Annotated in this window: 18 protein-coding genes; 4 read left to right on the top strand and 14 right to left on the bottom strand. The window is 71.5% G+C overall.

The genetic code is table 11. The features are described from left to right. Positions 1-79: 79 nt before the first annotated feature. From QIS96_RS27990 to QIS96_RS27925, 14 genes are all read right to left on the bottom strand, one after another. On the bottom strand, positions 80-349 hold the full coding sequence (locus tag QIS96_RS27990; protein WP_282545546.1) for a GlsB/YeaQ/YmgE family stress response membrane protein: 270 nt from the start codon (positions 347-349) through the stop codon (positions 80-82). Between the two features lie 171 nt (positions 350-520). Continuing rightward, positions 521-1,684: a barstar family protein gene (locus tag QIS96_RS27985; RefSeq protein WP_282545545.1), complete on the bottom strand. Its 1,164-nt coding sequence runs from the start codon at positions 1,682-1,684 to the stop codon at positions 521-523. Between the two features lie 5 nt (positions 1,685-1,689). Then, a complete protein-coding gene (locus tag QIS96_RS27980) occupies positions 1,690-2,082 on the bottom strand; it encodes a YccF domain-containing protein (protein ID WP_282545544.1) in 393 nt (130 codons plus the stop codon). Then, positions 2,079-2,939, bottom strand: coding sequence for a zinc metalloprotease HtpX (htpX, locus tag QIS96_RS27975; RefSeq protein ID WP_282545543.1), 861 nt, complete (start codon positions 2,937-2,939; stop codon positions 2,079-2,081). Before htpX ends, QIS96_RS27980 begins: the two co-directional genes overlap by 4 nt. 239 nt (positions 2,940-3,178) lie before the next feature. Further along, complete coding sequence (locus QIS96_RS27970; protein ID WP_282545542.1) at positions 3,179-4,717, bottom strand: NADH-quinone oxidoreductase subunit N; 1,539 nt, start codon at positions 4,715-4,717, stop codon at positions 3,179-3,181. After that, a complete protein-coding gene (locus QIS96_RS27965) occupies positions 4,714-6,291 on the bottom strand; it encodes an NADH-quinone oxidoreductase subunit M (protein ID WP_282545541.1) in 1,578 nt (525 codons plus the stop codon). The genes QIS96_RS27970 and QIS96_RS27965 overlap by 4 nt, the downstream gene beginning before the upstream one ends. A gap of 3 nt (positions 6,292-6,294) precedes the next feature. Then, positions 6,295-8,343: an NADH-quinone oxidoreductase subunit 5 family protein gene (locus tag QIS96_RS27960; protein ID WP_282545540.1), complete on the bottom strand. Its 2,049-nt coding sequence runs from the start codon at positions 8,341-8,343 to the stop codon at positions 6,295-6,297. Beyond that, complete coding sequence (nuoK, locus tag QIS96_RS27955) at positions 8,340-8,756, bottom strand: NADH-quinone oxidoreductase subunit NuoK (RefSeq protein ID WP_282545539.1); 417 nt, start codon at positions 8,754-8,756, stop codon at positions 8,340-8,342. Before nuoK ends, QIS96_RS27960 begins: the two co-directional genes overlap by 4 nt. After that, positions 8,756-9,382 carry an NADH-quinone oxidoreductase subunit J family protein gene (locus QIS96_RS27950; RefSeq protein ID WP_282545538.1) on the bottom strand — a complete coding sequence of 209 codons (627 nt, stop codon included), beginning with the start codon at positions 9,380-9,382 and terminating at the stop codon, positions 8,756-8,758. The genes nuoK and QIS96_RS27950 overlap by 1 nt, the downstream gene beginning before the upstream one ends. Beyond that, positions 9,379-9,981, bottom strand: coding sequence for a NuoI/complex I 23 kDa subunit family protein (locus tag QIS96_RS27945; protein ID WP_282545537.1), 603 nt, complete (start codon positions 9,979-9,981; stop codon positions 9,379-9,381). The genes QIS96_RS27950 and QIS96_RS27945 overlap by 4 nt, the downstream gene beginning before the upstream one ends. Continuing rightward, positions 9,981-10,949, bottom strand: a complete 969-nt coding sequence (locus QIS96_RS27940; protein WP_282545536.1) for a complex I subunit 1/NuoH family protein — start codon at positions 10,947-10,949, stop codon at positions 9,981-9,983. The genes QIS96_RS27945 and QIS96_RS27940 overlap by 1 nt, the downstream gene beginning before the upstream one ends. Beyond that, positions 10,946-12,490 carry an NADH-quinone oxidoreductase subunit C gene (locus QIS96_RS27935; protein WP_282545535.1) on the bottom strand — a complete coding sequence of 515 codons (1,545 nt, stop codon included), beginning with the start codon at positions 12,488-12,490 and terminating at the stop codon, positions 10,946-10,948. Before QIS96_RS27935 ends, QIS96_RS27940 begins: the two co-directional genes overlap by 4 nt. After that, positions 12,487-13,161, bottom strand: coding sequence for an NADH-quinone oxidoreductase subunit B (locus QIS96_RS27930; RefSeq protein WP_282545534.1), 675 nt, complete (start codon positions 13,159-13,161; stop codon positions 12,487-12,489). The genes QIS96_RS27935 and QIS96_RS27930 overlap by 4 nt, the downstream gene beginning before the upstream one ends. Further along, positions 13,152-13,544, bottom strand: coding sequence for an NADH-quinone oxidoreductase subunit A (locus QIS96_RS27925; protein ID WP_282545533.1), 393 nt, complete (start codon positions 13,542-13,544; stop codon positions 13,152-13,154). The genes QIS96_RS27930 and QIS96_RS27925 overlap by 10 nt, the downstream gene beginning before the upstream one ends. Positions 13,545-13,792: 248 nt before the next feature. Here QIS96_RS27925 and QIS96_RS27920 point away from each other — a divergent pair, with 248 nt between their 5' ends. The 4 genes from QIS96_RS27920 (at position 13,793) to QIS96_RS27905 (ending at position 19,513) form a co-directional block, all read left to right on the top strand. Further along, the gene (locus tag QIS96_RS27920; RefSeq protein WP_282545532.1) at positions 13,793-14,956 is read left to right on the top strand and encodes a sensor histidine kinase; all 1,164 of its coding nucleotides are present in this window, start codon (positions 13,793-13,795) and stop codon (positions 14,954-14,956) included. A 218-nt stretch (positions 14,957-15,174) separates the two neighbouring features. After that, positions 15,175-16,521 (top strand): sensor histidine kinase, encoded by a 1,347-nt coding sequence (locus QIS96_RS27915; protein WP_282545555.1) that lies wholly within the window; start codon positions 15,175-15,177, stop codon positions 16,519-16,521. Positions 16,522-16,739: 218 nt separating this feature from the next. Further along, a complete protein-coding gene (locus tag QIS96_RS27910; protein WP_282545554.1) occupies positions 16,740-17,399 on the top strand; it encodes a response regulator transcription factor in 660 nt (219 codons plus the stop codon). A 182-nt stretch (positions 17,400-17,581) separates the two neighbouring features. Then, positions 17,582-19,513 (top strand): 2-oxoacid:acceptor oxidoreductase subunit alpha, encoded by a 1,932-nt coding sequence (locus tag QIS96_RS27905; RefSeq protein ID WP_282545531.1) that lies wholly within the window; start codon positions 17,582-17,584, stop codon positions 19,511-19,513. Positions 19,514-19,592: the final 79 nt, after the last annotated feature.

The raw sequence follows: 19,592 nt of genomic DNA, 5'->3' as shown, positions 1-19,592 counted from the left end.
GGGGGTGTTTTGCGCTGGTGGGTGTCGGGTTGGGGGGGGGGGGGGCCCCCCCCTTCCGAGTTCGATGACCGCGTACGGCTCAGCGTGAGCGGGAGTGCCCGAAGAGGAGGCGGTACGCGATGAGCAGCACGAGGGAGCCGCCGATGGCCGCGACCCAGGTCGTCGTGTCGTAGAAGTCCTTCGCGATGGGGCGGTTCAGGAATTCGGCGGAGCCCCAGCCTCCGATGAAGGCGCCCGCGATGCCGATGAGGGTGGTGCCGATCAGGCCGCCCGGGTCGCGACCGGGCAGCAGGACCTTGGCGATGGCTCCGGCTATGAGCCCCAGAACGATCCAGCTGATGATGCCCATACGGCCGTGACCTGCCTTTCCTTACGTACGTCGGTGGTGCGTCGGTGGTTCCTCGGGTGACGTGGTGTCGTCGGTGAAGACGTCGGGCGGGTCCGGGGCGGTTGCGGGGAGCGGCTCGGTGCGGCGCACGACACAGCGGCGAGGCCCCGGTCAGGGCCCGTTCTGCGGGCGTCAGGCCAGGACTACTTCGACGTCCCTCTCCGTGAGGAAGGCGAGCAGTTCCTCGAAGGTGCGCGGGCGGACGTCCGTACGGGGCTGTACGCCCAGGCAGCGGCGGGCGATGTGCGCGTCGTGCCATACGAGGGTGAAGGGGCGGCGGGCGCCGAAGTGGCCGCACAGGCAGTCGGCGAGGGCGTCGAGACCCCAACCGAAGTACCCGCCCGGCCCGTTGACCGCCTCGCCGAGGGCGCAGAAGAACGCGGGCTCGTCGGTGATGTGCCGGCCGTCGAGGTGGAACGTGGTGCCGGGTGCGGCGTCCCCTGCGGTGTGGGCGCGGTTGATCAGGGCCGTGGTGAGCCAGAAGCTGCGGCCCGGCCCGTCGCAGCGCGCCCAGAGGTCGGGCATGCCGGGGCGACCGTCGGCCCACAGCTCCCACACGTCGTGGGCGGCCGACGGCGGGCGTTCCGCCAGGGGTTGCAGGGTGAGGTCGACCTGGCCGCCGCCCGGCCCGCGGGCGGACGGGATCCAGGCGGTGACCTCGCCCTCGACGGCGTCCTGGACGGGGGCGCCGAAGCGGTCGAGGCGTCTCAGCACGGCCGTGCCGAGGTCCTCCTCGCCCCTGTCGAGGGCGCGGCGCAGGGCGTTCTGCGGGGTGCAGCCGAGGAGTCGTACGGCCGTGTCCTGCTGCGTGGGCGGATCTTCGTGCACGCAGGCGAGGTCTCTGGCCGTGCCCCAGGGCAACTCCCTTGTCGTGTCCCGGGGTTCGGTGCCGAAGAGGCAGAAACCCGGGGACAGCGGCGGGCGTTGTGGGTAGTCGGGCTCGTCGGGGACGGGGGTCCCTTCCAAGCTGACGTCGAGCAGGGTCAGGTCACGGGCACAGCGGCGCGCGCCGAGGATACGCACGTCCTGCAGACACCACTCCCCCACTGAACGACCGGCCTTGTCGAGGAGTTCCAGGGTCAGCGGACCGATCGGCGCCGATCCTTCGGAGCACGCCAGGGCGACCGCCGCGCTCAACTCCCCTTCCGGGGCGCACCCGAGGAGTTCGTAGCGCTCGCGCACCGGTGGCGGCGGATCGGCGAAGAGGCCCTCCACGTCGCCGCAGAGGGCCCAGGTGGCGCCGTACTCCTGCTCCCACGCGTCGTACGCCACCAGGGCGTACCGCGGGCGGTCCACCGGGGTCAGCGGCCTGCGAAAGGCTGGTCGGTGGGGACGATCTCGCGGCCCAGGGGCATCAGGGAGACCGGGATCAGCTTGAAGTTGGCGATGCCCAGCGGGATGCCGATGATCGTCAGGCACTGGGCGATGCCCGTGGCGATGTGCGCCAGCGCGAGCCACCAGCCGGCGAGGACCAGCCACAGCACGTTGCCGACGCAGGACGGCGCGCCCGCGTCGCGGCGCTCGACGGCCATGTACCCGAAGGGCCACAGGGCGTAGAGGCCGATGCGGAACGAGGCGATCCCGAAGGGGATGCCGATGATCGTGATGCAGAGGATCACGCCTGCGGCGAGGTAGCCGAGGAACAGCCAGAAGCCGCTCAGCACGAGCCAGATGATGTTGAGGATGGTTTTCACTGGTTTCGGCCTGCCATCTGCTCGAGTCGGGCGATGCGCTCCGCCATGGGCGGGTGTGTGGAGAACATTTTGGCCATGCCCTGACCGGGGCGGAAGGGATTCGCGATCATCATGTGGCTGGCCGCTTCGATCTTCGGTTCGGGCGGGAGCGGCAACTGCTTGGTTCCGCGCTCCAGTTTGCGCAGGGCACTGGCCAAAGCCAGTGGGTCACCGGTGAGTTGGGCTCCCGACGCGTCCGCCTCGTACTCCCTGGAGCGGCTGATGGCGAGCCGGATGACCGAGGCGGCGATCGGCCCCAGGAGCATGATCAGCAACATGCCGAAGATGCCCGGCCCTTCACGGTTGTTGTTGCCGCTCGGGATCAGCCAGGCGAAGTTGACCAGGAACATGATCACCGATGCGAGGGCGCCGGCCACCGAGGAGATCAGGATGTCTCGGTTGTAGACGTGGCTCAGTTCGTGGCCGATCACGCCGCGCAGTTCGCGCTCGTCCAGGATGCGCAGGATGCCTTCCGTGCAGCACACCGCCGCGTTGCGCGGGTTGCGGCCGGTCGCGAAGGCGTTGGGGGCCTCGGTGGGCGAGATGTAGAGGCGGGGCATGGGTTGGCGTGCCTGCGTGGAGAGTTCGCGGACCATCCGGTACAGCTCGGGGGCCTCGAACTCGCTCACCGGTCGGGCGCGCATCGCTCTCAGGGCGAGCTTGTCGCTGTTCCAGTACGCGTACGCATTGGTGCCGAGCGCCACGAAGAGGGCGACGATCAGGCCCGTACGCCCGAAGAAGCTGCCGATGACGAGGATGAGAGCGGACAGTCCCCCGAGGAGCACGGCAGTCTTCAGACCGTTGTAACGGCGGTGCACGGTACGCCCTCCTGGTGGTGCGGCGGGGGAACCCTTGTCTTACTGGCTTCCACGTCCAGTGGACCCTCCCTACCTGGTCAACGCCAGGCGAAGGGTGCTGGTTCCCTGGTGCACGCGCAGCCGGGTTCGGCCGTACGGGTGCGGGTGCGGCGATGCGGATGCGGCGGTGCGGCGGTCCCTTCAGGGGGCCGCCGCACCGGTTGTCGCGAAAACGGGCTCTCCGGCCCGAAAACCGACTCTTAAAAGAGAGCGGTCGCCGAGAAGCGCAGGACGAGTTGCGGGGCTCCGGACAGGGCGATGCCGATGACCGTGGTGAGCACGAGCGCCGCCGCCAGCGGGACGGGCACCGCGTGCTTCCGCTCGGGCTGCGCCTTTTCGGGCGCCTCTCCTTCAGGTGCGCGGAAGAGGACCGCGGTCCACTGCAGGTAGTAGTAGAGGGCGATCACGACGTTGACGGCCATGACCACGGCGAGCCAGCCGAGGCCCGCGTCGACGGCCGCGGAGAAGACCGTGACCTTCGCGAACAGACCGATGATGCCCGGCGGGAGGCCGGCCAGGCAGAGCAGGAAGAAGCCGAGGACGAGCGCCGCAAGGGGGCGGTTCGCGTACAGGCCGCGGTAGTCGCTGAGACGGTTCAGCGGCTTGGTGCGGGCGACGAGCGCGGCGACGGCGAACGCGCCGAGGTTCACGGCGGCGTACATGAGGGCGTACGAGACGGTCGCGCCGATCGCCTTCTCCGTCTCGGCGGGGCTCTCGGCGTACGCGGCCGAGGCCATCGGCACCAGGAGGTAGCCGGCCTGCCCGACGGAGGACCAGGCGAGGAGGCGAATCGCGCTGTACGCGCGCGTGCCGACCTGCCGCAGGGCGGCGACGTTGCCGACCGTCATGGTGAGGGCGGCCAGTACCGCGAGCACCGGACCCCACACGTCCGCGTACGAGGGGAAGGCCACGACGGTGACCTGGATGAGGCCGGTGAAGCCGACCGCCTTGCCGACCACGGACAGATACGCGGCGACCGGGAGCGGGGCGCCGATGTACGTGTCGGGCACCCAGAAGTGGAAGGGCACCGCGGCGGTCTTGAAGGCGAAGCCGACGAGCGTGAGGGCGACGCCGGTCTGCGCGAGGACGTGCAGCTGTCCGTCGACCTGGCCGAGCTTGTCGGCCACCTCTGTGAGGTGCAGGGTGCCCGTCGCCGCGTACACGAAGCTGACGCCCATGAGGCTCACCGCGGTGGCGGCGACCGAGGACAGGAAGAACTTCAGGGCCGCCTCGGAGGAGCGGCGGTCGCCGCGCTTGATGCCGACGAGCGCGAAGGCCGGCAGGGAGGCGACCTCCAGGGCCACGATCAGGGTGGCGAGGTCGCGCGACGCCGGGAGCAGGGCGGCGCCGGCCGCGGAGGAGAGCAGCAGAAACCAGAACTCCCCTTCGGGGAGTGCCTTGTTCTCCTTCAGCGGGCTCACGGAGAGCAGTGCGGTCAGCAACGCACCGGCGACGACCAGGAATTGGATGACGACGGTGAAGCGGTCCGCGGTGTAGCTGCACACGCCCGCGTCGCCGACCAGGCAGAACGTGGCGCGGTCGCCGTCCAGGAGCGGCAGCAGGGCGAGGCCCGCGGCCACCAGACCGGCGATGGAGATCCACCCCAGGAGCGCCTTGTTGCCGTCGCGTACGAACAGGTCGGCGACGAGGACGACCAGGGCGACGACGGCCGCGATGGTGGGCGGTGCGATCGCGACCCAGTCGACGTTCTGGACGAGGCTTGCGGCGGCTGCGGTCATGCCTTGCCTCCTGCGAGGAGCTGCTGCACGGCCGGGTCGGTGAGGCCGAGCAGCAGCGCGGGCCAGAGTCCGGCGAGGACGGTGAGGGCGACGAGCGGGGTCCAGGCGGCGAATTCGTAGCCCTGGACGTCGGCGAGCTTCGGGGCGGCCGGGTCGGGGGCGGCGCCCATGCAGACACGGCGTACGACGATCAGCAGGTACGCGGCGGTCAGGAGGGTGCCGAAGGCGCCGATGGACATGAACGTGAGGAAGGCCGGGCGGCTCAGTCCTTCGGCGGGCTCGAACGCGCCGAACAGGGCGAGCATCTCACCCCAGAATCCGGCGAGTCCGGGCAGCCCGAGCGAGGCGACGGCGCCGAAGGCGAGCAGTCCGCCGAGCCGGGGCGCCTTGCCGTAGAGGGCGGCGCCGGTCTGCTCGGCGAGGGTGTCGAGGTCGGTGCTGCCGGTGCGGTCCTTGAGCGCGCCGACGAGGAAGAACAGCAGGCCGGTGATGAGACCGTGGGCGATGTTGGCGAACAGCGCGCCGTTCACGCCGGTCGGGGTCATCGAGGCGATGCCGAGCAGGACGAAGCCCATGTGGCCGACGGAGGAGTACGCGATGAGCCGCTTGAGGTCGCCCTTCGCGCCGCGCTTGGCGAGCGCGAGGCAGGCGAGGGACCCGTAGATGATCCCGACGACCGCGAAGGCGGCGAGGTACGGGGCGAACTCCCGCATTCCGTCAGGGGTGATGGGGAGGAGGATCCGGACGAACCCGTACGTACCCATCTTGAGCAGGACGCCGGCGAGGAGGACCGAGCCGACGGTCGGGGCGGCGGTGTGGGCGTCCGGGAGCCAGCTGTGCAGCGGCCACATCGGGGTCTTGACGGCCAGTCCGATCCCGATCGCCAAAGCGGCGATGACCTGCACGGACGTGGCCAGCCCACGGCCGTTGTCAGTGGCGAGTGCCACCATGTCGAATGTGCCCGAGTCCAGCCCGACGAGGAGCAGTCCGAGCAGCATCACGACCGAGCCGAGGAGCGTGAAGAGGATGAACTTCCAGGCGGCCGCCCGCCGTTGATCGCCTCCCCACCGGGCGATCAGGAAGTACATCGGAATGAGGACCATCTCAAACGCGAGGAAGAACAGCAGCAGATCGAGGACGGCGAAGGTCGCGAGGGTGCCGGACTCGAGGACGAGCAACAGCGCGACGAATGCCTTGGGAGACGGGCCCGTTGGCATCTTGAAGTAGCTGTAGAGCGCGCAGAGGAAGGTCAGCAGCGCGGTCAGGACGAGAAGGGGGAGCGAGATGCCGTCGACGCCGAGGTGGATCCGCACGTCGAGCGCGGGGATCCAGCTGATGTCGGTCGTGGCCTGCATACGCGCGGGCTCGTCGTGATCGAAGCCGGCGGCGAGCGCGAGCGCGGCGAGGAGCACGACTCCGGTGACGGTCACGCCGTGCCGCAGGACCGCCTGCTCCGGTGACTTGCCCCGCAGTCCGGGCGGGGCGGGCAGCAGGGCGGCGCCCGCGCCGAGGAGCGGAAGCACCACCACGGCCACGAGGAGGTACTGCATGACGGTGTCGTTGATATCGATCACGGCTCAGGCTCCCGCTGCGACGAGTACGGCGGCGACGGCCAGGACGAGGGATCCGGCGAGCAGCGCGCTCAGATAGGTCTGCACGTTGCCGGTCTGGGCGCGGCGCACGGCCGCGCCGAGCCAGCGGGGCAGGGTGCCCGCGCCGCGCACGTACGTGTCCACGACTTCGCGGTCGAGGAAGCGGACGACTCCGGCCAGGAACTGGGTGGGACGGACGAACAGGGCGGAGTAGACCGCGTCCATCCGGAAGCCGGCGGCCGCGTGGCGGTGCAGCGGGCCGAGCAGCAGGCGGCCCGGGTCGGCCGGGTCCGGTGCGGAGGCGATCGATCCGTACGCGGGGGTGTGCGTGGCGATCGCCTCGGCCTCGGAGAGGGCGGGCTCGGCGTCGGGGTGGGCGGCGACCGCGCCCATGGGGACCCGGGCGGCCAGCGCGGTGGTGTGCCGCCAGGCGCCGTAGGTGACGAGTCCGCCGACCAGGGTGAGGCCGGTGGCGAGGACGGAGGTGGTGAGGGTCGGGGTGAGCGAGCGGCCGTCGAACCAGTCGGGGAGCACTCCGACGGTGATGCCGAAGGCGAGGGAGGGAACTGCAAGGACCCACAGGACGACGTTCATGACGACCGGCTGCCTGCCGTGGTCGGGCGCCTCGACCGTGCCGGCCGCGGTCGGCGCCCCGGCGGGGCGGGGTGCGGTGACGGGCGGGCGGAAGGCGAGCAGCCACAGGCGCGTCGCGTAGGCGGCGGTGAGGACGGCGGTGAGGAGGCCGGAGACGAGGACGATCCAGCCCGCCGAGCCGGGGACGGACTCGGCGTGGCCGGTGGCCGCGTGCTCGGCGGCGCCGAGGACGGCCTCCTTGGAGAAGAAGCCGCTGAAGGGCGGGATCGCGGCGAGCGCGAGGAGCGCCACGGTCATCGTCCAGAAGGCGTCGGGGATCCGGTCGCGCAGGCCCGTCATACGGGACATAACGGCGAGCGAGTTGGTGCCCGCGGCGTGGATGATCACGCCGGCGGCGAGGAACAGCAGCGCCTTGAAGGCGCCGTGCGAGAGGAGGTGGAAGACGGCCGCGCCGCGGTCGCCGACGGCCAGGGCGCCGGTCATGTAGCCGAGTTGGCCGACGGTGGAGTACGCGAGGACGCGCTTGATGTCGTCCTGCGCGAGCGCGGCGAGGGCGGAGCCGACCATCGTGACGGCGGCCATCACGGCGAGGACGACGAGCGCGGCCGCGGAGGCGGCGAAGACGGGGAGGAGACGGGCCACGAAGTAGACGCCGGCGGCGACCATCGTCGCGGCGTGGATCAGCGCGGAGACCGGGGTGGGGCCGGCCATCGCGTCGGGCAGCCAGGTGTGCAGCGGGAACTGCGCCGACTTGCCCGCCACGCCCGCGAGGAGGAGCAGGGCGATCACCGTGGGGTGGTCGAGTCCGCCGGAGGCGACGGCGTCGAGGACCTTCGTGATGCGGAAGGACCCGGTGTCGGCGGCGAGCGCGAACAGACCGATCAGGAAGGGGACGTCGCCGAGCTTGGTGACCAGGAAGGCCTTGAGGGAGGCGGCGCGCGCCTCGGGCGTCTCCCAGTAGTGGCCGACGAGGAAGTACGAGCAGATGCCCATGACTTCCCAGCCGACGAGCAGCACCATCAGGTCGCCGGAGTAGACGACCAGGAACATCGCGGAGGTGAACAGCGAGACGAGGGCGGCGTACGAGGGGTAGCGCGGGTCGTCGCGCAGGTAGCCCGTCGAGTAGAGCTGCACGCAGGAGGCGACCAGGCCGACCAGGACGGCGACGAGGACGGCGAACCCGTCGATGTGCAGGGCGAGTTCGATGGGCACGGAGCCGGTGGGCGTGAGCTCGGTGGCCGTGTCGACGGGGCGGATGCCGCCGCCGGTGCCGCCGCCCTGGCGTACGGCAATCAGTACGGCGATAACCGCCGACGTCACGGTGGGCAGGACAGCGAGGGGGCGGACGAAGCCGGGGGCCGTGCGGCCGAGGAGCAGTCCGGCGACGGCACCGAGGAACGGCAGGAGGGGGACGAGAACGGCGAGGGTCGGGGTGGTCACGCGGTGGCCTCTGCCTTCTGCGCGGCGGCGGTCGCGTCGGGGTCGGTCGCGTCGGCGGCGCCGTCCGGTGCTGTGTCCTCGGGTCCAGCGGGGCCCGTGGGTCCGGTGGCCTCGGCGGTGTCGCGGAGGCGGTCCACGTCGGACGTGCCGCGGTTGCGGTACACCATCAGCACGATCGACAGGCCGATGCCGATCTCGGCGGCGGCGATGGCGATGGTGAAGAGGGTGAGGGCCTGGCCGGCGTGCAGGGCGTCGCGGAGCCAGACGTCGAAGGCGACGAGGTTGAGGTTGACGGCGTTGAGCATCAGCTCGACGGACATCAGGACCAGGATCGCGTTGCGGCGGGCGAGCACTCCGTACAGGCCGGTGCAGAAGAGCAGGACCGCGAGCACTGCGGGATAGGCGAGGTGCATCAGCGCTGCCTCTCCTTGTCTGCGGGGCCCGCGGCGTCTGCGGGGCTCTCGGCGCCACCGGTGCCGGCGTCGGCCTTCGCGTCGGCCTTCGCGTCGGCCTTGCGGGAGAGGACGATCGCGCCGACGAGGGCGGCGAGGAGGAGGACGGAGAGGGCTTCGAAGGGCAGGACCCAGTGCTGGAAGAGCATCGCGCCGGTCACCGCGGTGGTGCCCTGCGGTGCGTCCAGGTCGATCCACTGGGTGCGGAACGCGTCCACGACCACCCACACCAGGGTCGCCGCGGCGGCGACGGCCACGGTGAGCGCGGCCCAGCGGTTGCCCGAATCGGCGTCCGGGGAGCGGCCGATGGGCGCCTTGGTGAGCATCAGACCGAAGAGGAGGAGTACGACGACGGAACCGACGTAGATCAGTACCTGCACCCAGGCGATGAACTCGGCGGTGAGCAGGAGGTATTCGACGGCGAGGCCGCCGAGGGCGACGACCAGCCAGAGGGCGGCGTGCACCAGCTGCTTGGTGGTGACGGTGACGAGCGCCGCCGCGAAGGTGACGAGGCCGACAAGGAGGAAGGAGACCTCGACGCCGGTGGGCGAGAGGAAGCCGTACGGGGCGGCTGCGGCGAGGGTCACTGTTCGCCCTCCCCGGGCTCGGCCTTCGAGGCTTCGGCTTCGGTGGCTTCGGCTTCGGTCGCGGCTTCGGTGGCTTGTTGGGCGGCGAGCTTCTCGGCTGCCTTGCGGGCCGCGGCGATCTCCTTGGGCTCTTCCGCGGCCGCGTCGAGCGCGGGCGGGGCGGGGACGGTCCACATCCACTCGCGGAGCTTGTCGCGCTCGTGGGTGAGTTCGTGGATGTCGGTCTCCGCGTACTCGAACTCCGGTGACCAGAAGAGCGCGTCGAAAGGACAGACCTCGATGCAGATACCGCAGTACATGCAGAGGGAGAAGTCGATGGCGAAGCGGTCGAGGACGTTGCGGCTGCGCTCGCGGCCGCCCGGGGCGGCGGCGGGAACCGTCTCCTTGTGGGAGTCGATGTAGATGCACCAGTCGGGGCACTCGCGGGCGCAGAGCATGCAGACCGTGCAGTTCTCCTCGAACAGGCCGATGACACCGCGCGTACGGGGCGGGAGTTCGGGCTGGACGTCGGGGTACTGGGCGGTGACGGTCTTCCGCGTCATCGTGCGGAGGGTGACGGCGAGGCCCTTGGCCAGGCCGGACCCGGGGATCGGAGGCATTACTGGATCGCCACCTTCACGATTCCGGTGAGCGCGATCTGCGCGAGGGCGAGCGGGACGAGCGTGGTCCAGGCGAGCTTCTGGAGCTGGTCCTCGCGGAGTCGGGGGTACGAGACGCGGAGCCAGATGACCACGAAGGCGAGGACGGCCGTCTTGAGGAGGGTCCACACCCAGCCGAGGCCGTCGGCGCCCCACGGCCCCTGCCAGCCGCCCAGGAAAAGGACGGTGGTGAGGCCGCACAGGACGACGATCCCGGCGTACTCGGCGAGGAGGAACAGGGCGAAGCGGAGGCCGGTGTACTCGGTGTACGCGCCGAAGATGATCTCCGAGTCGGCCACCGGCATGTCGAACGGCGGGCGTTGGAGTTCGGCGAGGCCGGCCGTGAAGAAGACGAGCGCGCCGACGATCTGCCAGGGCAGCCACCACCACTCGAAGGCCTCGACGATGCCCGGCAGGGAGACCGTCCCCGCGGCCATCGCCACGGAGGCGGCGGCGAGCAGCATCGGGAGTTCGTAGGCGAGGAGTTGGGCGGCGGTGCGGAGGCCGCCGAGGAGGGAGAACTTGTTGGCGGAGGCCCAGCCGGCCATGAGCGAGCCGAGTACGCCGACGCCCATGACGGCGAGGACGAAGAACAGTCCCGCGTCCACGACCTCGCCGACGGCTCCCTCGCCGGGGCCGATCGGGATGGCGACCAGGACCAGGAGGTACGGGAGGAGGGCGACGGCGGGGGCGAGTTGGAAGATCCGGCGGTCCGCGCCCGCGGGCACGACGTCTTCCTTCTGGGCGAACTTGACGCCGTCGGCGACGAGTTGGGCCCAGCCGTGAAACCCGCCCGCGTACATGGGGCCGAGGCGGCCCTGCATGTGGGCCATCACCTTGTGCTCGGTCTGGCCGATGACGAGGGGAAGGACCAGGAAGACGCCGAAGACGACGAGGAGTCGCAGGGCGACGTCGAGGGCGTCGTTCATGCGGGGTCGCCTCCGGCGGGGGTGTTCTTGTCGGGGGTGTCGCTGTCGCGGACGGCTGCGTCCGGAGTGCCGTCGTCCGGGGCTGCGGCTTCCGGGGTGCCGGCATCTGGGGTTGCAGCGTCCTGGGTGCCGTCGTCCGGGGCTGCGGTCCCGGGAGGCTTGGCCTGGGGGTCGGGCTCGGGCTTGACCTTGGGCTCGGCGGAGGGCTCGGGCCTGGGCTTGGCCTCGTGCCCGGTCTTGGACTCAGGGGCGGGCTCGGCCTCGGGCTCGGCGGAGGGCTCGGGCCTGGGCTTGGCCTCGGACTCGGGCTCAGGCTTGGCCTCGGGGTCCGGCCCAGCCTCGGGCTTGGCCTCGGCGTCCGGCCCGGTCTTGGGCTCAGGCTCGGCCTTGGCCTTGGCCTTGGCCTCGGGGTCGGGGTCGGGCTCGGGCTCGGGCCTGGGCTCAGGCTCGGGCTTGGGCTTGGCGGGGGTTTCGGGGGTGGCGGCCTCCTCCCCCGGCTTCTCGTCGAACATCGGCCGGGGGTTGTGCCACGGGGCGTCCGAACTCTTGGGCGGCGCGGGCTTCTCGGACGGTTCCGGAGCGACGGTGGTGGCCTGCTCGGACGGCGGTGCCGTGGGGGTCTCGCGCGGCGAAGGCGCACCCTCGCTCGCCGCACCCTGGCTCGCCGAGCCCTGCGAAGCGCTCCGCATCCGACGCGGCCGGGCCGAGGCACCCTCGGCCGGAGCAGCCGGGGCGGCCCCGGCCTGGGTGGCCCCGGCCTGGGCGGCCCCGGCCTGGGTGGCCGCGCTCTCCGCAGCCGCGGCAGCCTGGCTGGCCGAGCCCGCGCTCGCCGAGCGCGTACGACGGGCCGGACGCTCACCGGCACCAGCACCGGCACCAGCACCGGCACCCGAGCCAGCCCTGGCACCAGCACCAGCCCCCGCAGCCCGAGCCCCCCGCGCAGGACGCGCGGGCGCGGGCGGCAACTGGCCCTTCAGCGGGCCCCATTCGTTCGGGTCCGGCACGCCGGGCGGGAGCATCTGGCGCCGCTTGGGGGCACCGTGCGCTGCCCCCGCCGCAGGCTCCCCCGGCTCCTTGGCCCCCGGCCAGGCCTTCGCGACCCGCGCAGCGAGGACGAAGTCCTTGCGCAGCGGGTGGCCCTCGAAGCCGTCGGGCAGGAGCAGCGGGTCGAGTCCGGGGTGGCCGGTGAAGTCGACGCCGAACATCTCGTGGGTCTCGCGCTCGTGCCAGGCCGCGCCCGCGTACACGTCGACGGCCGAGGCCAGTACGGGCGCCTCGTGCGGGACGGTCGTACGGACGAGGAGACGGCGCACCGGGTGCAGGGCGACGACGTGGGCGGAGACGCGGAAGCCGGTGCCCGGTTCGTCGACGGCGCTGAGCCAGTCGAAATACGTGCAGCCGAGCCGGGCGCGGGCCGTGAGCAGGGCCGACGTCCAGGTCTCGGCGGGTACGTCGACGGTGAGCAGGTCGTACGACTCCTCGGCGGTCGCCTCCGGGCCGAAGAGTTCGGTGACGTCCTCGGGAAGCCAGCCGGTGGTCATCGCTCCCCCTCCCCGGAGACCGAGCCCGACTCCCCGGAGCCCGAGCCCGAGCCGGAGCGCGAAGAGCCGGAGCCCGATGAGCCCGCGCCCGCCCCCGGCGTCGGAGGCGCGACGAGCCCGCTCTGCAGCGCCGCCGTCGAAGGCCGCCCCGCGGCGGAGTAGCGCTCGCCGAGGGACTCCCGGGCGATCTTCTCCTGCAGCTTGAGGATGCCCTGGAGGAGCGCCTCGGGACGGGGCGGGCAGCCGGGCACGTACACGTCGACGGGGATGATCTGGTCGACGCCCTTGGTCACGGAGTACGAGTCCCAGTACGGGCCGCCGCAGTTGGAGCAGGCGCCGAAGGAGATCACGTACTTGGGCTCGGGCATCTGCTCGTAGAGGCGCTTCACGGCGGGCGCCATCTTGTCGGTCACGGTCCCGGAGACCACCATCAGGTCGGCCTGGCGCGGGCCCGGTGCGAACGGGATGACGCCGAGGCGGATGAAGTCGTGGCGGGCCATGGAGGCGGCGATGAACTCGATGGCGCAGCAGGCGAGTCCGAAGTTGAAGACCCACAGGCTGTAGCGGCGGCCCCAGTTGAGGACGACCTTCATGGGTTCGGGGGCGAGCCGGGCCAGCGGGCCGAGCCTGGAGGAGCCCTTGCCCGGGGTGGGCTCGATGGTCACGTCCATGCGAGGACGCCCTTCTTGTATGCGTACAGCAGGCCCACGGCGAGGAAGCCGAGGAAGATGAACATCTCCACCAGCGTCGTCGCGCCGTACTGCGGATCGGCGAAGATCGTGGCCCAGGGGAAGAGGAAGATCGAGTCGACGGCGAAGATCACGTACAGGAACGCGTAGACGTAGTAGCGGACCTGGGTGTGGGCCCAGCCCTCGCCGACGGGGTCGACGCCGCACTCGTAGGTGAGGAGTTTCTCCGGGGTCGGCACGACGGGCCGCAGGAGTCGGCCCGCGCCGAAGGCGACGGCGACGAAGAGCACGCCGACGACTGCGAGCAGTCCTACGACGGAGTAGCCCTGGAAGTAGTCCGCGGCGAGAACGGTCGGTTCCGGCACGTCGGCCCCTCGCTCCCTGATCTCGTTGTTCCGGCGGTCTCGTCGAGCGTCGGGTTCCGGCCGGTCAAGGGCTCGGCGGCCCTGTTCGACGATCTGTACGCACGGGAGTCTAGGCCCTGTTAAAGAAAGGGTAAGCAGCCCCTTCACCGACGGGGTGGGGTTTACCCCCGCCGGTCCGTCCGGCGCACCTCATGGCGCCCGGTCCGCGCGCCCGGCAGGCTGTCCGCCATGACCACCGGACAGCGCTCATGACCAGCAGACAGCGGCCGCTGCCGCCCGCGCGGCTCGCGTGCGCGGGCGCGACCTGGCGGGAGGTCGCGTACCTCCTGCTCAACCTGCCGCTCGCGCTGTGCGGCTTCGGGTACGCGGTGGTCGTCGTTGCCGTCGGCAGCGCCCTCGCGGTCACCGTGATCGGGCTGCCGCTGCTCGCACTCGGCCTGGCCGGCGCCCGTCGGCTCGGCAGCCTGGAGCGGGCCAGGGCGCGCGGGCTGCTCGGCACGTACGTGGACGAGCCGAGCCGGCTGCCGTTCCGGAAGGACGACGGGTACCTGGCCCGGACCTGGGCACGCCTCAAGGACCCGGTCGGCTGGCGGAGTCTGCTGTACGGGTTCGTGCGGCTGCCGTGGGGCGTGCTGACGTTCACGCTCACGCTGGTCTCGCTGCTCGTGCTGTGGCCGGTGCTGCCGTTCGTCGTACGCGGACTGAGCAACGCGGACCGGGCGATGGCGCGTGGACTCCTGTGTCCGTCCGACGAGTTGGAGCGGCGGATCGCGGAGCTGGAGTCGGACCGCGGGGCGGTGGTGGACACGGCCGCGGCCGACCTGCGCCGGATCGAGCGGGATCTGCACGACGGGGCGCAGGCCCGCCTGGTCAACCTGGCGATGGGGCTCGGCCTCGCCAAGGAGAAGCTGCGCGAGGGCCAGGCCGACGCGACCGTGGCGGCGATGGTCGACGAGGCGCACGGCGAGGTGAAGCTCGCCCTGCAGGAGCTGCGCGACCTGGCCCGCGGCATCCACCCCGCCGTCCTCACCGACCGCGGACTCGACGCCGCACTCTCCGCCCTCGCCGCCCGCTGCACCGTCCCGGTCACCGTCGACGTCGACCTCCGCGAACGGCCCGCGCCCGCCATCGAGGGCATCGCGTACTTCACGGTCTCCGAGCTCCTCCAGAACGTCAGCAAACACAGCGGTGCGCGCTCGGCCAGGGTCGAGGTGCGGCGCGCGGAGCGGCGGCTGCTGCTGCGCGTCGAGGACGACGGCCGCGGCGGCGCCTCGCTCGACGGCGGTACGGGCATGGCGGGCCTCGCCGACCGCCTCGCCGCGGTGGACGGCCTGTTCGTCCTGGTCTCCCCGGCGGGCGGCCCGACGACGATCTCGGCCGAACTGCCGTGGCGCGACCGGACGGACGGCTGACGGACGGCTGACGGGCCGCTGGGGGACCGCCGACAGACCTCGGACGGGCCTCTGACGGGCCGAACTGCCGTGTGGGGGTGGGGAAAACCCCCGGTCGAAGACGGCGACGCACCTCATGGTGACGGGCCCGGCGACAGCGGAGCCTGGACGACGTACCGGTCCACCGATGGACGACGGACCGCCGATCCCGCAGGCGTCGAGCAGAACGGATGACCGCCATGGCCATGCAGTACGGACAGCGCACCCGCCCCGGGCACCAGGACTCCCGTCCCGCGCGGCGCCCTCTGCTGCCGCCCGCGCTGGGGGCGCCGGTCGCCGCACGGACCTGGCGCGAGCTCGGGTATCTCCTGGTCGGCCTGCCGTTGAGCATCGTGATGTTCGCGTACGCGGTGACGCTGACGGCCCTCGGCGCGGGCCTGCTCGTCACCTTCCTCGGGGTGCCGGTGCTCGCCGCGGCGCTCGCGGGGTGCCGCGGTTTCGGCGTACTGGAGCGGGCGCGGGCGCGCGCGCTGCTCGGCCTCGACGTGGCGGAGCCGCGGCCGGCGCGGGCGGCGAAGAGCGGTGCGGCGGCGTGGATCGGGGCGGTCCTGAAGAGCGGCACGTCCTGGCGGAGCCTGCTGTACGCGGTGCTGCACTTCCCGTGGGCGGTGTTCGCGTGCACGGTGGCGGTGACGTTCTGGTCGGTCGGCTGGGCGCTGCTCACGTACCCGCTGTGGCGGTGGGTCTTCCCGATGTACGCGGGCGTGGACGGGCTGCAGGTCTACGGCAGCGCGGACGGGCGGCACGCCTTCTACCTGGACTCGCCGTTCGAGATCGGCGTGACGGCGGCGGTCGGGCTGCTTGTCACGCTGGCCGTGCCGTGGCTGATCCGGGCCCTGACGACGGTCGACCGCGTCCTGGTGGCCGGGCTGCTCGGCGCGTCCCGCCTGGACGCCCGGGTGGTCGAGCTGGAGTCGGACCGCGGGGCGGTGTCGGACACGGCAGCCGCCGACCTGCGCCGGATCGAGCGCGAGCTGCACGACGGGGCGCAGGCCCGGCTCTCCGGCCTGGCCGCCGACCTGGGGCTCGCGAAGGAGAAGCTCAGCGAGGACCCCGAGGCGGCGGCCCGGCTGGTCGACGAGGCGCACGGCGAGGTGAAGCTCGCCCTGCAGGAGCTGCGCGACCTGGCCCGCGGCATCCACCCCGCCGTCCTCACCGACCGCGGACTCGACGCCGCACTCTCCGCCCTCGCCGCCCGCTGCACCACCCCCGTCACCGTCAATGTCGACCTCCCCCGGCGACCCGCACCCGCCGTCGAAGGCATCGCCTACTTCACCGTCTCCGAACTCCTCCGGAACGTCAGCGAACACAGCCACGCCCGCACCGCCACGGTGGACGTGCGGCAGGTCGAGGGCCGGCTGCTCGTGCAGGTCGGGGACGACGGCCGGGGCGGTGCCGACCCCGCTGCGGGCACGGGTCTCGCGGGGCTCGCGCGGCGGCTCGGCGCGGTCGACGGGGTCCTGGACGTGGACTCCCCGGCGGGCGGCCCGACGACGGTCACGGCCGAACTGCCGTGGCGGGGCTGAGAGTTCACGCGCCCCCGAAGAGCCCCCGGAGATCCCCCGGAGCGCCCCCGAAAAGCCCCCGAAAAGCCCCCGGAGAGCCCCCGCACTCCCTCCCCTGCCCCCCCCCTCGCTCCCCCCTGATTCCCGGCTCTCGGGCCCGGCGCCGCCCGAATGCTGGGATGCTGGTTCCGCAGTCGGACCGGATCGGATGCGGGGGCGTGCGAATCGTGGAGGACAGGGTGCGGGTGGTCATCGCCGAGGACTCGGTGCTGCTCAGAGAGGGCCTGACCCGCCTGCTCACCGACCGGGGGCACGAGGTCGTGGCGGGAGTCGGCGACGCGGACGCGCTGATCAAGACCGTCGAGGACCTGGCGGGCCGGGGCGAGCTGCCGGACGTGGTGGTCGCGGACGTGCGGATGCCGCCGACGCACACCGACGAAGGGGTGCGCGCGGCGGTCGCGCTGCGGCGCAGCCACCCGGGGCTCGGCGTGCTCGTCCTTTCGCAGTACGTGGAGGAGCGGTACGCGACGGAGCTGCTCGCCGGTTCGACGCACGGCGTGGGGTACCTGCTCAAGGACCGGGTGGCCGAGGTGCGGGAGTTCGTCGACGCGGTGGTGCGGGTCGCCGGGGGCGGGACGGCGCTCGACCCGGAGGTGGTGGCCCAGCTACTCGGGCGCAGCCGTAAACAGGACGTCCTCGCGGGCCTGACGCCACGCGAGCGCGAGGTGCTCGGCCTGATGGCCGAGGGGCGCACGAACGCGGCGGTCGCACGGCAGCTCGTGGTGAGCGACGGGGCGGTCGAGAAGCACGTCGGCAACATCTTCATGAAACTGGGCCTGGCCCAGAGTGACGGGGATCACCGCCGTGTACTGGCGGTGCTCACCTATCTCAATTCCTAGTTACCTGACACTCTGTCAGGTGTGAATGTCGGGTGTACGAGTGCACCGCGTCGGGATGTCTCAAAGGCACGTCCATGATGCGAGCGACCCCGGGAAGGGCACCCTCACAGACGTAGGGTGGCCCTGGGAGGACCGGTCGGCCGGCGCCTCCCGTGCCGCAGCCTCGAGGGAGGTCCAGTTCAGTGACCAGCCAGGTCAGTAGCCATGCCGAGCAGGCCGACTCGGCCGTCGTGGGTGGACAGCGGAAGCCGTCCGGCGACAAGGAAGTGCGCCGTCTGGATCGGGTGATCATCCGTTTCGCGGGTGACTCGGGTGACGGTATGCAGCTGACGGGTGACCGGTTCACGTCGGAGACGGCGTCTTTCGGTAACGACTTGTCCACGCTGCCGAATTTCCCGGCGGAGATCCGCGCTCCCGCCGGAACGCTTCCGGGTGTTTCGAGTTTCCAGCTGCATTTCGCAGATCATGACATTCTCACGCCGGGTGACGCCCCGAATGTTCTGGTGGCGATGAACCCGGCCGCGCTGAAGGCGAACATCGCGGATGTGCCGCGCGGCGCGGAGATCATCGTGAACACGGACGAGTTCACGAAGCGGGCGATGCAGAAAGTCGGATACGAGGCGTCCCCACTGGAGGACGGGTCCCTCGACGGCTTTCATGTGCATCCGGTGCCGTTGACGACGCTGACGGTGGAGGCGCTCAAGGAGTTCGAGCTGTCCCGCAAGGACGCGGGCCGCAGCAAGAACATGTTCGCGCTCGGGCTGCTCAGCTGGATGTACCACCGGCCCACCGAGGGCACCGAGGAATTCCTGCGGTCGAAGTTCGCGAAGAAGCCGGACATCGCGGCGGCGAACATCGCGGCGTTCCGCGCGGGCTGGAATTTCGGCGAGACGACCGAGGATTTCGCGGTCTCCTACGAGGTCGCGCCGGCGTCGACGGCATTCCCGACGGGCACGTACCGGAACATCTCGGGAAATCTCGCGTTGTCGTACGGCCTGGTGGCGGCTTCCCGGCAGGCGGATCTGCCGCTGTACCTGGGCTCGTACCCGATCACGCCGGCCTCGGACATTCTGCATGAGCTGTCGAAGCACAAGAACTTCGGTGTGCGGACTTTCCAGGCCGAGGACGAGATCGCGGGAATCGGCGCGGCCCTCGGTGCGGCGTTCGGCGGGTCTCTGGCGGTGACGACGACGTCCGGTCCGGGCGTGGCGCTCAAGTCCGAGACGATCGGCTTGGCGGTGTCGTTGGAGTTGCCGCTGCTGGTGGTGGACATCCAGCGCGGCGGCCCGTCCACCGGACTGCCGACGAAGACGGAGCAGGCGGACCTGCTGCAGGCCATGTACGGCCGCAACGGTGAGGCGCCGGTGCCGATCGTCGCGCCGAGGACGCCCGCGGACTGTTTCGACGCGGCCCTCGAAGCGGCGCGGATCGCGCTCACGTACCGGACGCCGGTGTTCCTCCTTTCGGACGGGTATCTGGCCAACGGCTCGGAGCCGTGGCGGATCCCGGAGGTGGACGAACTCCCGGACCTGCGTACGCAGTTCGCGCACGGACCGAACCACGCCCTGGACGACGGGACGGAGGTGTTCTGGCCGTACAAGCGGGATCCGCAGACCCTCGCCCGTCCGTGGGCGGTACCCGGCACGCCGGGCCTGGAGCACCGGATCGGCGGCATCGAGAAGCAGGACGGCACGGGCAACATCTCCTACGACCCGGCCAACCACGACCTGATGGTCCGCACCCGCCAGGCCAAGGTCGACGGCATCGAGATCCCCGACCTGGAGGTCGACGACGCGAGCGGCGAGGCCGAGCTCCTCGTCCTCGGCTGGGGCTCCACGTACGGCCCGATCACCGCCGCCGTACGCCGGTTGCGGAACGCGGGGCAGCAGGTCGCGCAGGCGCATCTGCGGCACCTCAACCCGCTGCCGGGGAATCTGGGCGAGGTGTTGAAGCGTTACCCCAATGTGGTGGTTCCGGAGATGAACCTGGGCCAGCTCGCCACGTTGATCCGGGCCAAGTACCTGGTGGACGCCCGGAGTTACACGCAGGTCAACGGCATGCCGTTCAAGGCCGAGCAGCTCGCCGCGGTTCTCAAGGAGGCGCTCGATGGCTGACACGACGACCACGCACAGCTCCGAGCAGACGCAGACGCAGGATCAGTCGCCGGCTCGGACGCTGCTGTCACTCGTCCCC

It is taken from the genome of Streptomyces cavernicola (genome assembly GCF_029968035.1).
In the GTDB taxonomy this organism is placed as follows: domain Bacteria; phylum Actinomycetota; class Actinomycetes; order Streptomycetales; family Streptomycetaceae; genus Streptomyces; species Streptomyces cavernicola.
This window is presented reverse-complemented; position numbering and strand designations above follow the sequence as displayed.